16 protein-coding genes are annotated in these 13,572 nt (G+C 54.8%); 10 read left to right on the plus strand and 6 right to left on the minus strand.

Annotated elements, in window-relative coordinates; all coding sequences use genetic code 11:
* Nucleotides 1-134 precede the first annotated feature (134 nt).
* The 6 genes from HA50_RS20295 (at nucleotide 135) to coaD (ending at nucleotide 6,025) form a co-directional block, all read left to right on the plus strand.
* Nucleotides 135-1,124 (plus strand): glycosyltransferase, encoded by a 990-nt coding sequence (locus HA50_RS20295; RefSeq protein WP_084877953.1) that lies wholly within the window; start codon nucleotides 135-137, stop codon nucleotides 1,122-1,124.
* Nucleotides 1,125-1,197: 73 nt separating this feature from the next.
* Nucleotides 1,198-2,274: a putative lipopolysaccharide heptosyltransferase III gene (gene rfaQ, locus HA50_RS20300; RefSeq protein ID WP_084877955.1), complete on the plus strand. Its 1,077-nt coding sequence runs from the start codon at nucleotides 1,198-1,200 to the stop codon at nucleotides 2,272-2,274.
* Entirely contained in the window at nucleotides 2,267-3,400 is a 1,134-nt protein-coding gene (locus HA50_RS20305) for a glycosyltransferase family 4 protein (protein WP_084877957.1), read from the plus strand. Before rfaQ ends, HA50_RS20305 begins: the two co-directional genes overlap by 8 nt.
* A 92-nt stretch (nucleotides 3,401-3,492) precedes the next feature.
* Complete coding sequence (gene waaA, locus HA50_RS20310) at nucleotides 3,493-4,767, plus strand: lipid IV(A) 3-deoxy-D-manno-octulosonic acid transferase (protein WP_084877959.1); 1,275 nt, start codon at nucleotides 3,493-3,495, stop codon at nucleotides 4,765-4,767.
* On the plus strand, nucleotides 4,767-5,543 hold the full coding sequence (locus HA50_RS20315) for a glycosyltransferase family 2 protein (protein WP_084877961.1): 777 nt from the start codon (nucleotides 4,767-4,769) through the stop codon (nucleotides 5,541-5,543). Before waaA ends, HA50_RS20315 begins: the two co-directional genes overlap by 1 nt.
* Nucleotides 5,540-6,025, plus strand: a complete 486-nt coding sequence (gene coaD / locus HA50_RS20320) for a pantetheine-phosphate adenylyltransferase (protein ID WP_084877964.1) — start codon at nucleotides 5,540-5,542, stop codon at nucleotides 6,023-6,025. Before HA50_RS20315 ends, coaD begins: the two co-directional genes overlap by 4 nt.
* Here coaD and mutM read toward each other — a convergent pair.
* From mutM to radC, 4 genes are all read right to left on the minus strand, one after another.
* Nucleotides 6,022-6,831: a bifunctional DNA-formamidopyrimidine glycosylase/DNA-(apurinic or apyrimidinic site) lyase gene (mutM, locus tag HA50_RS20325; RefSeq protein ID WP_084877966.1), complete on the minus strand. Its 810-nt coding sequence runs from the start codon at nucleotides 6,829-6,831 to the stop codon at nucleotides 6,022-6,024. The genes coaD and mutM overlap by 4 nt on opposite strands.
* Before the next feature lie 69 nt (nucleotides 6,832-6,900).
* On the minus strand, nucleotides 6,901-7,068 hold the full coding sequence (gene rpmG / locus HA50_RS20330; protein WP_001051798.1) for a 50S ribosomal protein L33: 168 nt from the start codon (nucleotides 7,066-7,068) through the stop codon (nucleotides 6,901-6,903).
* 11 nt (nucleotides 7,069-7,079) lie between these two features.
* Nucleotides 7,080-7,316: a 50S ribosomal protein L28 gene (rpmB, locus tag HA50_RS20335; RefSeq protein ID WP_013511031.1), complete on the minus strand. Its 237-nt coding sequence runs from the start codon at nucleotides 7,314-7,316 to the stop codon at nucleotides 7,080-7,082.
* A gap of 244 nt (nucleotides 7,317-7,560) precedes the next feature.
* Entirely contained in the window at nucleotides 7,561-8,214 is a 654-nt protein-coding gene (radC, locus tag HA50_RS20340; protein ID WP_084877968.1) for a RadC family protein, read from the minus strand.
* Nucleotides 8,215-8,408: 194 nt separating this feature from the next.
* On the opposite strand from radC, the gene coaBC reads away from it, so the two are divergent.
* The 3 genes from coaBC to slmA all read left to right on the plus strand — a co-directional run bounded on the left by coaBC (nucleotide 8,409) and on the right by slmA (nucleotide 10,780).
* Nucleotides 8,409-9,629 (plus strand): bifunctional phosphopantothenoylcysteine decarboxylase/phosphopantothenate--cysteine ligase CoaBC, encoded by a 1,221-nt coding sequence (coaBC, locus tag HA50_RS20345; protein ID WP_084877971.1) that lies wholly within the window; start codon nucleotides 8,409-8,411, stop codon nucleotides 9,627-9,629.
* A complete protein-coding gene (gene dut, locus HA50_RS20350) occupies nucleotides 9,607-10,065 on the plus strand; it encodes a dUTP diphosphatase (RefSeq protein WP_084877973.1) in 459 nt (152 codons plus the stop codon). Before coaBC ends, dut begins: the two co-directional genes overlap by 23 nt.
* Nucleotides 10,066-10,183: 118 nt before the next feature.
* Nucleotides 10,184-10,780 carry a nucleoid occlusion factor SlmA gene (gene slmA, locus HA50_RS20355; protein ID WP_084877975.1) on the plus strand — a complete coding sequence of 199 codons (597 nt, stop codon included), beginning with the start codon at nucleotides 10,184-10,186 and terminating at the stop codon, nucleotides 10,778-10,780.
* Between the two features lie 44 nt (nucleotides 10,781-10,824).
* Here slmA and pyrE read toward each other — a convergent pair whose 3' ends face one another.
* Both pyrE and rph read right to left on the minus strand, forming a co-directional pair.
* Nucleotides 10,825-11,466 carry an orotate phosphoribosyltransferase gene (gene pyrE / locus HA50_RS20360; RefSeq protein ID WP_084877978.1) on the minus strand — a complete coding sequence of 214 codons (642 nt, stop codon included), beginning with the start codon at nucleotides 11,464-11,466 and terminating at the stop codon, nucleotides 10,825-10,827.
* Nucleotides 11,467-11,515: 49 nt separating this feature from the next.
* Nucleotides 11,516-12,232, minus strand: a complete 717-nt coding sequence (gene rph / locus HA50_RS20365) for a ribonuclease PH (RefSeq protein WP_084877981.1) — start codon at nucleotides 12,230-12,232, stop codon at nucleotides 11,516-11,518.
* A 145-nt stretch (nucleotides 12,233-12,377) separates the two neighbouring features.
* Here rph and HA50_RS20370 point away from each other — a divergent pair, with 145 nt between their 5' ends.
* Nucleotides 12,378-13,562 carry a NupC/NupG family nucleoside CNT transporter gene (locus HA50_RS20370; protein WP_084877983.1) on the plus strand — a complete coding sequence of 395 codons (1,185 nt, stop codon included), beginning with the start codon at nucleotides 12,378-12,380 and terminating at the stop codon, nucleotides 13,560-13,562.
* The last annotated feature ends 10 nt before the right edge of the window (nucleotides 13,563-13,572 follow it).

Below are 13,572 nucleotides of genomic sequence, written 5' to 3' on the forward strand. Positions count from 1 at the left end.
CTGAAATGATCGCAAAATGCTGAAAACCCTCGGGACCAACTCTTTTTGACCATTAATGTGCAAAAAGTTCTGAATTGCCTGGTAATAATTAATGTCAGGATTTCGTTAATAATTCATTAAAACAATACAGAACAATGTCGCCAAACAACCCTATCCTTTCCATCATCACCCCGATGTATAACGCCGGAGCGATGCTGGATACTTTTATGCAATCGCTGCTGGCCCAGACACTGACCGGCCTGGAGATCATTATTGTCAACGATGGTTCGACTGATGGTTCCGGGGAGCGTGCAGAGACTTACGCACAACAGCACCCGCATATCAGCGTGGTTCACCAACCCAATGGTGGCGTATCATGCGCACGTAATGCCGGGCTGGCTATCGCACGCGGCAAATATGTCACCTTTCCCGATGCGGATGACACCATGCATCCAACGATGTATCAGACATTAGTGGAGATGGCGGAACAGGATAATCTTGATGCCGCCCAATGTAACGCCGTACGTTTTTTTCAGACCAGCCAGCAAACCAAACCACTGATTCCGCTCGACCGCCTGACCAGCACCGGGGTACTCAGCGGCCCGGAGTGGCTCAGCAAGGCGTTGAATACCCATCGTTATTTGCATGTGGTGTGGCTGGGTATCTATCGCCGCGAAATAATCGAACAACAGCAACTCACTTTTGAACCCGGCTTGCACCATCAGGACATTCCCTGGACCACCGAGTTTATGCTGAATGCCCAGCGGGTACGTTATACCGATCAGGTGTTGTACCGTTATTACATGCACGATGCCTCAATCAGCAATCGTAAACGTACCGGCGAGCGTAATGTGGCCTACCAACGTCACTATCTGAAAATTGCCCGTATGCTGGAAGAGATCAATGCACGTTACCAGCATAAGGTGAGAATCTACCCGGCGTTTCATTATCAGATCACCCATGAAGCGCTGAGCGTCTGTCATAGCATCAGGCGCGAGCCAGAAGCGAGTGCGCGTCAGGCAATGATTCATGACCTCTTCGCCACCCAAACGCACAAACGGATGCTGCGCAATGCACGCGGTATAAAACAATGGTATCAACTGTTGTTGTGGCTGAGCCGTATTTATCGCTGGCGAGAGAAATAAGCGCCGCACCTGACTTTCACCCCTGGGGGGTTTGCCCTACAATCAGCTCACTGAATTCTGAGATCATTTGAGTATGGCGAGCCCGATTCCAGACCACTTTGCACCCCAAAATATTCTGCTAATTAAGCTGCGCCATCATGGTGATATGCTGCTGACCACCCCTGCGATTAATGCTCTCCGGCAGCGTTACCCGCAGGCCAACATCGACGTTCTGCTCTACAAAGAAACGCGCCCGATGCTGGAAGCGCATCCCGCCATACGCCAGCTGCATATTATCGATCGTAACTGGAAAAAAGAGGGCGGATGGCAGAAATTACGCCATGAGATGGCGCTGATTTCAGCGGTCCGGGCCTGTCATTATGACCTGGTGATCAATCTCGCCGATCAGTGGCGCAGTGCCATCATCACCGCCTTTTCCGGCGCTCCGGTGCGTATTGGTTTCGCCTTTAACAAACGCGATAACGCATTCTGGCGCTGGTGCCATAACCAGCTGGTCAGCACCGCTGACCACGGGACATTACATACCGTAGAACAGAATATGTCGGCGCTGGCTCCGCTCGGCATTAATACCGCAGGCGCTACAGCCTCGATGCATTTCAGCGCCGCCGACCAACAAAAAGTGCAGCAGATGCTGGCTCAGCATCAGGTCAGCGCGTCTTATGTGGTGGTACAGCCCACTTCTCGCTGGGAATTCAAATGCTGGGATGATGAGAAAGTCGCTCAGATGGTCGACACCCTGGCCGCTGATGGCCACACCATCGTGCTGACCGCCGCACCGGATAAAAAAGAGCTGGCGATGATTGAACGCATTCAGTCGCTGTGCCGTAGCGACAACGTCGTTTCGCTGGCAGGCCAGTTTTCTTTGCCTCAGCTGGCTGCGTTAATCGCGGGTGCCCGGCTGTTTATTGGCGTCGATTCTGCGCCAATGCATATGGCGGCGGCGCTACAGATGCCCTGCCTGGCGCTATTTGGTCCGACAAAATTGCAGTTCTGGCGTCCCTGGGGTAATAACAATCGCGTCATCTGGGCCGGTGATTATGGCCCCCTGCCTGATCCTGACTCGATCAATACCAAAACCGACCAGCGTTATCTGTCGGCGATCCCGGTTGCTGATGTCGTCGCCGCCGCAAGGAGCTTTTTGCATGACTAAGTTACGCCTGGCGATTGTCCGCCAGAAGTATCGTCCGGATGGCGGTGCCGAGCGTTTTATCTCACGCGCGCTGGAAGCCCTCGACAGCGAGCAACTCGATCTGAATATCATCACCCGCAGCTGGCAGGGCACGCCCAATCCAGCATGGCATCTGCATATTTGTAATCCGGCAAAATTCGGGCGGATTTCACGCGAGCGGGGCTTTGCTCAGGCGGCACGAGCCTGCTGGGAGCGGGAGAAGTTTGATATTGTGCAGAGCCATGAACGCATTGCCGGATGCGATATCTTTCGTGCCGGGGATGGCGTACACCGTGTCTGGCTGGAACAGCGGGCGCGCATCGTCTCAGGCTGGCAGCGGCTGAGCGCCACGCTGAGTCCCTATCATCGTTATGTGTTGCAGGCGGAAAGCGAGATGTTCAATGCGCCTTCGCTGAAGGCGGTGATCTGTAACTCAGAGATGGTAAAGCAGGATATTTTGCGTTGTTTTACGCTGGATGCCCGCAAAATCCATGTTATTCACAACGCGATTGATAGCCAACGCTTTCAGCCCGCGACCGAAGCGCAACGTCACGCATCACGCCAGCAACTGAGTTTGCCGCAGGATGCCACCGTGATGATTTATGTCGGCTCCGGTTTTGAGCGCAAAGGGTTAAAGGCAGCGATTGAAGCTGTCGCACGCAGCGATCGCTATCTGATTGTGGTCGGCCAGGATAAACAGCTGACGCGTTATCAACAGCTGGCGAATCAGCTGAATTGCCTCGATCGGCTACGCTTTGTTGGCGTACAGCAGGATGTGCAACCCTTCTACCATGCCGCCGATGCGCTGCTGTTGCCCACCCTCTACGATCCTTTTCCGAATGTAGTGCTGGAAGCGATGGCCTGTGGCCTGGCGGTGATTACCAGCACCGGCTGTGGCGGTGCCGAATTTATCCAGGCTGGTCAGGAAGGATTCGTTTGTGATGCGTTGGATATCAAGGCATTAAATGAGGCGGTGCTGGCGATACCTTCCCTTTCGCAGAATTCCGCGCTGGGTGAGGCCGCACGCCGCAGAATTGAACCTTATGGTCCAAAACGTCTGGCACAGGCGTTGACCTCGCTTTATCAGCAAGTGTTACAGCCGGTTTGATGAAGTGGTATGAGCAGGCGCCCGGTTTCTGATAACATGCCGCCATCTTGATTTCTTATGCTTTTTGACGCGAACCTGTCGTAACGATAACTATGACGACTCTATACACAGCCCTGCTCTATCTGATCCAGCCTTTTATCTGGCTGCGCCTGTGGCTGCGCGGTCGAAAAGCCCCGGCCTATCGTAAGCGCTGGGCGGAACGCTACGGCTATTGCAGTGGCAAGGTCGAGCCGAACGGTATTGTGCTGCATTCCGTCTCGGTGGGAGAAACCCTCGCCGCCGTGCCACTGGTGCGGGCGCTGCGTCATCGCTATCCGACCCTGCCGATCACCGTCACCACCATGACCCCGACCGGTTCCGAGCGTGCACAATCGGCGTTTGGCAAAGACGTGCATCACGTCTACCTGCCGTACGATCTGCCGGGTGCCATCAATCGCTTCCTTGATACGGTCAACCCACGACTGGTGATCATCATGGAAACCGAGCTGTGGCCGAACATTATCCGCATTCTGCATCAACGCCAGATTCCGCTGGTGATTGCCAACGCACGCCTGTCCGAACGTTCCGCCAAAGGCTACAAGAAGCTGGGCGGGTTTATGCGCGATTTGCTGCAAAGTATCACGCTGATCGCGGCGCAGAACGAAGAAGATGGCGACCGTTTTCTCAGCCTTGGGCTGAAGCGCTCGCATCTCGCGGTGACCGGCAGCCTGAAGTTTGATATTTCCGTCACACCAGAACTGGCCGCCAAAGCTGTCACGTTGCGCCGCCAGTGGGCACCGCGTCGCCCGGTGTGGATTGCTACCAGCACCCATGATGGGGAAGAAACGATTGTGCTTGATGCGCATCGTCGTCTGCTGGCGCAGTTCCCTGATTTGCTGCTGATTCTGGTGCCGCGCCATCCGGAGCGTTTTAAAGATGCCTGTGAACTGACGCAAAAACGCGGTTTCAGCTTTACGTTGCGCAGCAGCGGCGAAATCCCATCCAGCGCTACCCAGGTAGTGATTGGCGACACCATGGGTGAACTGATGCTGTTGTATGGCATTGCCGATCTGGCCTTTGTTGGCGGTAGCCTGGTGGAACGTGGCGGACATAATCCACTCGAACCGGCTGCCCACGCTATTCCGGTCCTGATGGGGCCGCACATCTGGAACTTCAAAGATATCTGCGCCAGGCTGCAACAGGCCGAGGGGCTGATTACAGTTACCGATGTTGTGTCACTGGAGAAGGAAGTCGCCAACCTGCTACAGGATGATGACTACCGCCGTTACTATGGCCGCCACGCGGTCGAAGTGCTGCATCAAAACCAGGGCGCATTACAGCGTCTGCTACAGTTACTCGAACCCCATTTACCGCCGCGAGCCCACTAATGTCGCAACGCCAACGCCTCTCCGTGGTAATGATCGCTAAAAATGAAGCTGCATTGCTGCCGGAGGCGCTGGCCTCTGTCAGTTGGGCGGATGAGATCATTGTGCTGGATTCCGGTAGCCATGATGCTACCGCAGACGTTGCCAGCCAGCACGGTGCGCAGGTTTATCAGGCCGAAGCCTGGGCCGGGTTTGGCAAACAACGTCAGCGCGCACAGGCGAAAGCCAGCGGCGATATGATTCTGATGATCGATGCCGATGAGCGTGTCACCGCGCCGCTACGGAATGCAATCGAGCAGGTTCTGCAACAACCACCGGCCAACACCGTTTATAGTTTGAGTCGCAGCAACCTGTTTCTTGGCCGTTATATGCGCCATAGCGGCTGGTATCCGGATCGCGTGATGCGTCTCTATCCGCGTCATCTGAGCTACAACGACAATCTGGTGCATGAGTCGCTGGAAACCCAGGGCGCACCCGTGGTCGTCCTGCCGGGTGATTTACAGCATCTCACCTGCCGCGATTTAGTGGCGTTCCAGCGCAAGCAACTGAATTATGCTGAAGCCTGGGCGCAGGAGCGCTTTCAGCGCGGTAAACGTTGCGGGCTGTTCTCCATTTTCAGCCATACGCTGGGTGCCTTCCTGAAAACTCTGCTGCTGCGGGCTGGTTTTCTGGATGGTAAACAAGGCTGGATTCTGGCGGTGGTCAACGCACAGTACACCTTCAACAAATATTCGGCGCTTTGGGCGCTGCATCACACCTCAACACAAGGCCGCGTATGAGCACCAAAGCGATTTACCCCGGCACTTTCGATCCTATCACCCTCGGTCATCTGGATATCGTCACGCGCGCAGCGCAGATGTTTGACCATATCGTGGTCGCGATTGCTGCCAGTCCGAGCAAAAAGCCGTTGTTCAGCCTTGATGAGCGCGTTGATATGGCGCGTCAGGTAACGACGCATCTGGATAATGTTGAGGTGGTGGGTTTCAGCGACCTGATGGCAAATTTTGCCAAAGCGCAGCAGGCTAACGTGCTGGTACGTGGGTTGCGTGCGGTGTCTGATTTCGAATATGAGCTACAGCTGGCGCACATGAATCGCCATCTGCTCCCCACCCTCGAAAGCGTGTTTTTGATGCCGTCGGAAGGGTTCTCGTTTGTCTCTTCTTCGCTGGTCAAAGAAGTGGCGCGTCACCAGGGGGATGTGCAGGCATTTCTGCCTGCCGTGGTCCATCAGGCGCTGCTCAGCAAGCTGGCGCAGCCTTAATGCTGGCAGCGCGGACACCAGAAGGTGCTGCGTTGCCCATGTTTCCCACTGACGATTGGCGTGCCACAGACACGGCATGGCTCGCCAGCCCGACCATATACCTGTAATTCCTGCGCAAAATAACCGGGCTTACCGTCGGTTTGCAGGAAATCACGCAGCGTGGTGCCGCCCTGTTCAATCGAACGCAGCAACACAGCCTTAATGGTATTTGCCAGCAGCATGGCTTCTTCTTTGCTCAGACTCATGGCCGGACGATCGGGAATGATCCCGGCAGTGAACAACGATTCGCTGGCGTAAATATTACCGACGCCCACCACCACTTTGTTATCCATCAGCCACTGCTTAATCACCGTGCGTTTGCCGCGTGATTTTTCAAACAGATAGTCGCCATCAAAATCATCGCTCAGCGGCTCAGGGCCGAGATGCGCCAGTACGCTGCTGCCCGCTAAGTCGTTACTCCACAGCCAGGCACCAAACCGACGTGGATCGGTGTAGCGCAGCACTTTGCCGTTGCTCATCACCAAATCAACGTGGTCATGTTTCGCCGCAGGCATTTCGCCAGGCAACATACGCAGGCTACCGGACATGCCGAGGTGAATGATGATCCAGCCAGTGGGCAGCTCCAGCAGCAGATATTTTGCGCGACGCTGCACGCTCAGGACCGGCTGGTCGCTCAACGCGTGGATTTCACTGGAAACCGGCCAGCGCAGACGGGAATTGCGGACTATGGCATGCAGAATGGTTTCGCCCACCATGTGGGGCTCGATACCGCGTCGGCTGGTTTCTACCTCTGGTAATTCAGGCATCTCATCTCCTCAACGAACCGCAGAAACAAAAAACCCGGCCGAAGCCGGGTTTTTCGCAGAACACTAAAATTACTTAATTTTAGCTTCTTTGTAGATCACGTGCTGACGTACAACCGGATCGAACTTTTTCAGTTCCAGTTTCTCAGGTTTAGTACGTTTGTTCTTCGTGGTGGTATAGAAGTGACCTGTACCAGCAGAGGAAACCAGCTTGATCTTCTCACGAATACCTTTAGCCATGATTCAGTTCCTTAGTACTTCTCACCACGGGCGCGGATTTCGGCCAGAACCGTATCGATGCCCTTCTTATCAATAACACGCATACCTTTAGCAGATACACGCAGAGTAACGAAGCGCTTCTCGCTCTCAACCCAGAAACGGTGTGAGTGCAGGTTCGGCAGGAAACGGCGTTTCGTCGCGTTCAATGCGTGGGAACGGTTGTTACCGGTCACCGGACGCTTTCCAGTTACCTGGCAGACTCGTGACATGTCTATTCTCCAAAAATCAAATCAGCTCGAGCTTTAAAAACATAGGTTTTGGCCGCCTCGTCAGGCCTTAGCCCGCCCAGGCGAGTTCCATGTGAACCCGCTAAGCTGGCCCAAACGCCAAACCCGAGATTCTCAAAGGTGGCGTAGTATACGCCGGTCAGCGCTGGTGCTCAAGTCCCGAACAAATAAAGATCCCTATGGATCGGGTAAAAACACACCGTTTCCTCAAGTTTAGCGCGCAAAATTACAGCCAACCACGCTCAGCAAAAGAGATAAACTCGCCATGACCGATCACCAGATGATCAAGCAAGCGGATATTCAGCAGTGAGCAAGCTTTGGCGATTCTTTCCGTAATATCACGGTCAGCCCGGCTGGGCTCGGCAGAGCCAGAGGGATGATTATGCGCCAGAATCACCGCCGCCGCGTTGAGTTTCAGCGCTTCACGTACGATTTCACGCGGATGGACTTCGACGCTGCTTATCGAACCGGAAAACATTTTCTGCGCCTGCAAAACACGGTGCTGGTTATCGAGAAACAGCACCATGAAGACTTCTCGCTCCTGGTGTGCCAGTACGCTTTGCAAATAGTGATGCGTAACCTGGGGATTATCCATCACGTTCTCGCGCGCCAGCTGGCTGGCAAAAAAACGTCTGCCAAGCTCCGCAATGGCCATCAGCTGTGTCATCTTGGCGACCCCAACACCTTTGATGCCCACTAACTCCTCTTTGCTGGCGCTCATAATGCGATACAACGAGCCGAACTCATTCAGCATTTGCCGCGCCAGTAGCATCACGCTGATGCCACTGGATCCGGTGCGCAAAAAAATCGCCAGCAGCTCCTCATCATCCAATGCTTCAGCCCCATGTAACGCCAGCTTCTCTCGTGGTGCCAGTTCCATTTTCACCTCCGCTCCCCTGCATAACGACTATCCTGCGTGCCTGACCCAATGAAAGCCAGAGAGTTAAAGGGGTTTTCAGAGCCGCCTCGCAAAGGCCGCAGGCAGGGGAAAAGGGGACCCGGCGATTTTGTGGTAAAGTTGCTGCATCTGTCGTGCCGGGCCACGGCAACCTGCTTTGAGTTGAGGCGATTAAAATGACGGGATTAGCTGGAAAGAAAATTCTGCTGGGTGTCAGTGGCGGCATTGCCGCTTATAAAGCGCCAGAACTGGTGCGACGCTTGCGCGATCGCGGTGCCGATGTGCGTGTGATGATGACGGAGGCGGCCAAAGCCTTTATCACGCCACTCAGCCTGCAGGCGGTGTCCGGTTATCCGGTGTTTGATGATCTGCTCGACCCGGCAGCCGAAGCCGCGATGGGCCATATTGAGCTGGCAAAATGGGCAGACCTGATTGTGCTGGCCCCCGCCACCGCCGATCTGATTGCCCGCGTTACCGCAGGCATGGCTAACGATCTGGTGACCACCACCTGTCTGGCAACGGCAGCCCCCATCGCGGTGGTGCCCGCCATGAACCAGCAAATGTATCGCGCTGCAGTGACTCAGGAGAATCTGCAACGTCTGCATGCGCGTGGCATATTGATTTGGGGACCAGACAGCGGCAGCCAGGCCTGTGGTGATATTGGCCCGGGTCGCATGCTCGACCCGCTGGCCATTGTGGCACATGCGCTGGAATGGGCATCCCCCGTCAACGATCTGCAACATCTCAACATTATGATCACCGCCGGCCCGACCCGTGAGGCGCTGGATCCGGTACGCTACATCACCAATCACAGCTCGGGCAAAATGGGTTTTGCCATTGCTGCCGCAGCGGCAAAACGCGGCGCGAAAGTGACGCTGGTGGCCGGACCGGTTACGCTGCCGACACCGGCATGGGTGCAGCGCGTTGATGTCACCACCGCTCAGGAGATGGAAGCGGCGGTGATGGCGCAAATCAGCCAACAACATATTTTCATTGCCAGCGCAGCCGTGGCAGACTACCGGGCGGCAAATATTGCCGCGGAGAAAATCAAAAAACAGGGTGGCGATGATAACGTCACGCTGCAACTGGTGAAGAATCCCGACATCGTGGCAGGTGTGGCAGCACTCAAAGCAGGGCGACCTTATGTCGTCGGGTTTGCTGCCGAAACCCGTAATGTGGAAGAATACGCGCGGCAAAAACGGGTACGAAAAAATCTCGACCTGATTTGCGCCAACGATGTGGCAAAAGCGGGCCAGGGGTTCAATAGCGACACCAATGCTCTTCACCTTTTTTGGCAGGAAGGAGAGAAAGTCTTACCGCTCAGTGATAAGACGCTCCTTGGCCAACAATTATTAGACGAGATTGTCAGCCGTTATGATGAAAAAAATCGACGTTAAGATTCTTGATGCGCGTGTGGGAACCGAGTTTCCACTGCCAACTTATGCAACCTCGGGTTCAGCCGGACTGGATTTACGCGCCTGTCTGGATGAAGCGCTGGAAATCACCCCAGGCAGCACCGTGCTGGTGCCAACCGGCCTGGCGATTCATATTGGCGATCCCAGCCTTGCCGCGGTGATTCTGCCGCGCTCCGGCCTCGGTCATAAGCACGGCATCGTGCTGGGTAACCTGGTCGGTCTGATCGACTCAGATTACCAGGGACAACTGATGGTTTCGGTATGGAACCGTGGTCAGGACAGTTTCACGCTCCAGCCGGGTGACCGTCTGGCCCAGCTGGTATTCGTGCCCGTGGTTCAGGCCGAATTCAATCTGGTGGAAGATTTTGACGCCAGCGTGCGTGGCGTGGGCGGCTTCGGTCACTCTGGCCGTCAGTAACACGCGCTTTTCGCTCACGCCTCTGCCCTTTTTTTCTTTTCCGCTCTGTGTGCACTGGACACGGGGCAGAAGCGTGAGTGTTGCCTGTTTTTGGTGAATTTCAGGGGTCTTGAAGGTCATGGCAGAAAAAAAGGTCGCGAAACGGAACCGACGCGAAGAAATTTTGCAGGCACTGGCGCAAATGCTGGAGTCGAGCGATGGCAGCCAGCGTATCACCACCGCGAAACTGGCGGCGAATGTAGGCGTTTCTGAAGCGGCGCTTTATCGTCACTTTCCCAGCAAAACGCGCATGTTTGACAGCCTGATCGAGTTTATTGAAGACAGTCTGATTACGCGCATCAATCTGATCCTGAAAGATGAAAAAGAAACAGAAGCACGCCTGCGTTTAATCGTGCAACTGATTCTGGGATTTGGTGAGCGTAATCCGGGGCTGACGCGTATTCTGACGGGCCACGCGCTGATGTTTGAACAGGATCGCCTCCAAGGGCGCATCAATCAGCTGTTCGAACGCATTGAAGTGCAGCTGCGTCAGGTGATGAAAGAGAAGAAGATGCGTGATGGCGAAGGTTTCCAGACCGATGAAACCCTGCTTGCCAGCCAGCTGCTGGCGTTCTGCGAAGGGTTGCTGTCACGCTATGTTCGCTCTGAATTTCGCTTTCGCCCCACGGCGGATTTTGATATCCGCTGGCCGTTGCTGGCGACGCAACTGGTATAACCGGGCTTATATTGTAACGGCGCGATTTATCGCGCCGTTAGTCATTAAATCCCGTACTCTTTACGATACGCACGCACCTTCGCCAGGTGGTCCGCCATCTCCGGTTTCTCTTCCAGATAATCAATTAACTCGGCCAGAGTAATAATCGCCGTCACCTTACAGCCATAATCGCGCTCCACTTCCTGAATCGCGGAGATATCACTGCGACCTCGTTCCTGGCGATCAAGGGAAATTAGCACGCCCGCCAGGGTGGCGTTATGGGCATTGATAATATCCATCGACTCACGAATCGCGGTACCGGCGGTGATAACGTCATCCACCAACATCACTTTCCCCTGCAGCGGGCTACCGACCAGCAGACCACCTTCGCCGTGATCTTTCGCTTCTTTGCGGTTAAAGCAGTAAGGCACATCGCGGTCATGGTGATCGGCCAGTGCGACGGCCGTGGTCGTGGCAATCGGAATACCTTTGTAAGCCGGGCCAAACAGCAGGTCGAAATCAACCCCACCGTCCACCAGCGCCTGAGCGTAAAAACGGCCTAATAACGCCAAATCGCGCCCGGTATTAAACAGACCGGCATTGAAGAAATAAGGACTTTTGCGCCCCGATTTCAGGGTGAACTCACCAAACTTCAATACCCCTTTGTTCAGGGCGAACTCAATAAACTGACGCTGCCAGGCTTTCATTTCTCACTCCTCAAATAAAGAAAAGGCGACTCTCTGGTCGCCTGTTACATCAATCTGCTAACGCCGCTTTCTGCGTCTGAATCAGCTGCTCAATCCCGCCGCGCGCCAGCGCCAGCAACTCCAGCAACTCTTCATGACTAAACGGCTCGCCTTCTGCGGTGCCCTGCACTTCAATCATGCGGCCATCTTCCAGCATCACCACGTTCATATCGGTCTCAGCGGCGGAGTCTTCCACGTACTCAAGATCGCAACGGGCCTCGCCTTCAACGATACCAACAGAAATGGCGGCAACCATGCCTTTTAACGGGCTGGCTTTCAGTTTACCGTCGGCCACCAGCTTATTCAGTGCATCGGCTAATGCCACACAGGCACCGGTAATGGACGCGGTACGCGTACCACCGTCAGCCTGAATCACGTCACAATCCAGCGTGATGGTGTATTCACCCAGCGCCTGCAAATCAACCGCAGCACGCAGTGAACGGGCGATCAGACGCTGAATCTCCAGCGTGCGGCCACCCTGCTTGCCTTTGGCCGCTTCACGCGCCATACGGCTGTGGGTCGAACGCGGCAGCATACCGTATTCGGCCGTCACCCAGCCTTGCCCCTGACCTTTGAGGAAACGCGGTACGCCTTCGTCAACGGTGGCAGTGCACAGCACTTTGGTTTCGCCGAACTCAACGAGAACCGAGCCTTCGGCATGTTTGGTGTAGTGACGAGTGAGGGTGACGGGACGCACCTGATTGACGTGTCGGCCTGCTGGACGCATGGTTTCTCTCCGGCTTACTTAGGTTTGGCTGCGCATTATACGGACTTCCTCCGCGGCTGTCCTGTCCTGCGGCGGCACAATCACAGATGAAATTCTGCCCGCACTGTGGCTAAATGCGCGCTTTCCCTTCTTAAAAAGATAAATGATGACAGCGATACTCCATTTCCTGCTGGCGCTGGTGGTGATATTTGCCCTCGCGCTGCTGGTCAGTCATGACCGCAAACAAATTCGTCCGCGTTTTATTATTCAATTGCTGCTGGTGGAAGCCGCGCTGGGCTGGTTTTTCCTGCACTCCGCCAGTGGCCTGGCAGTGGTTAGCTCCGTCGGTGGCTTCTTCGAAACCCTGCTGACTTTCGCCGCGCAAGGCAGTGATTTCGTGTTTGGCGGCATGAGCAAACAGGGCCTGGCATTTATTTTCCTCGGCGTACTTTGCCCGATTGTGTTTATTTCTGCGCTGATCGGCATTCTGCAACACTGGCGCATTCTGCCGCTGCTGATTCGCCTGGTGGGCACCCTGCTATCCAAGGTCAATGGCATGGGCAAGCTGGAATCTTTCAATGCCGTCAGCACATTGATTCTGGGTCAGTCAGAAAACTTCATCGCCTATAAAGGCATCCTGGGTGATATTCCCGCACCCCGCCTCTACACCATGGCAGCGACGGCAATGTCTACCGTGTCGCTTTCCATCGTGGGCGCATATATGACGATGATCGAGGCAAAATACGTTGTTGCTGCGCTGCTGCTGAATATGTTCAGTACCTTTATCATCCTGTCGATCATCAACCCAACGCGTGCCCAGGACGAAGAACATATCGCGCTGGAAAAATTGCATGAAGATCAGAGTTTCTTTGAAATGCTGGGCGAATACATTCTCGCCGGTTTCAAAGTTGCGATGATTATTCTGGCCATGCTGATTGGCTTTATTGCGCTGATTGCTGCCGTGAACGCGCTGTTCGCCGCCGTATTTGGCTACAGCTTCCAGCAGTTACTCGGTTATGTGTTTTATCCGTTTGCCTGGCTGATCGGCATTCCATCGGCCGATGCCTTGCAGGCCGCCAGCATCATGGCGACCAAACTGGTGGCGAATGAGTTTGTAGCCATGATCGAGTTGAAGAAAGTAGCTGCAGAGATGACGCCACGCGGTCTGGGGATTTTGTCGGTGTTCCTGGTATCGTTCGCTAACTTTGCCTCGATTGGTATCGTCGCCGGTGCGATTAAAGGGCTGAACGAGGCGCAGGGTAATGTTGTGTCGCGGTTTGGCTGGAAACTGGTATACGGTTCAACGCTGGTCAGTTTGCTTTCGGCGGCCTTTGCCGGATTGTTTATCTGATAAATAATGG

Origin of the sequence: Pantoea cypripedii, from assembly GCF_002095535.1 — a bacterium.
GTDB lineage: Bacteria > Pseudomonadota > Gammaproteobacteria > Enterobacterales > Enterobacteriaceae > Pantoea > Pantoea cypripedii.

Excerpts from the sequence above, each read along its gene's own strand:
- HA50_RS20295 (WP_084877953.1), top strand. The coding sequence starts at position 135 with ATGTCGCCAAACAACCCTATCCTTTCCATCATCACCCCGATGTATAAC.
- rfaQ (WP_084877955.1), top strand. The coding sequence starts at position 1,198 with ATGGCGAGCCCGATTCCAGACCACTTTGCACCCCAAAATATTCTGCTA.
- HA50_RS20305 (WP_084877957.1), top strand. The coding sequence starts at position 2,267 with ATGACTAAGTTACGCCTGGCGATTGTCCGCCAGAAGTATCGTCCGGAT.
- waaA (WP_084877959.1), top strand. The coding sequence starts at position 3,493 with ATGACGACTCTATACACAGCCCTGCTCTATCTGATCCAGCCTTTTATC.
- HA50_RS20315 (WP_084877961.1), top strand. The coding sequence starts at position 4,767 with ATGTCGCAACGCCAACGCCTCTCCGTGGTAATGATCGCTAAAAATGAA.
- coaD (WP_084877964.1), top strand. The coding sequence starts at position 5,540 with ATGAGCACCAAAGCGATTTACCCCGGCACTTTCGATCCTATCACCCTC.
- mutM (WP_084877966.1), bottom strand. The coding sequence starts at position 6,831 with ATGCCTGAATTACCAGAGGTAGAAACCAGCCGACGCGGTATCGAGCCC.
- rpmG (WP_001051798.1), bottom strand. The coding sequence starts at position 7,068 with ATGGCTAAAGGTATTCGTGAGAAGATCAAGCTGGTTTCCTCTGCTGGT.
- rpmB (WP_013511031.1), bottom strand. The coding sequence starts at position 7,316 with ATGTCACGAGTCTGCCAGGTAACTGGAAAGCGTCCGGTGACCGGTAAC.
- radC (WP_084877968.1), bottom strand. The coding sequence starts at position 8,214 with ATGGAACTGGCACCACGAGAGAAGCTGGCGTTACATGGGGCTGAAGCA.
- coaBC (WP_084877971.1), top strand. The coding sequence starts at position 8,409 with ATGACGGGATTAGCTGGAAAGAAAATTCTGCTGGGTGTCAGTGGCGGC.
- dut (WP_084877973.1), top strand. The coding sequence starts at position 9,607 with ATGATGAAAAAAATCGACGTTAAGATTCTTGATGCGCGTGTGGGAACC.
- slmA (WP_084877975.1), top strand. The coding sequence starts at position 10,184 with ATGGCAGAAAAAAAGGTCGCGAAACGGAACCGACGCGAAGAAATTTTG.
- pyrE (WP_084877978.1), bottom strand. The coding sequence starts at position 11,466 with ATGAAAGCCTGGCAGCGTCAGTTTATTGAGTTCGCCCTGAACAAAGGG.
- rph (WP_084877981.1), bottom strand. The coding sequence starts at position 12,232 with ATGCGTCCAGCAGGCCGACACGTCAATCAGGTGCGTCCCGTCACCCTC.
- HA50_RS20370 (WP_084877983.1), top strand. The coding sequence starts at position 12,378 with ATGACAGCGATACTCCATTTCCTGCTGGCGCTGGTGGTGATATTTGCC.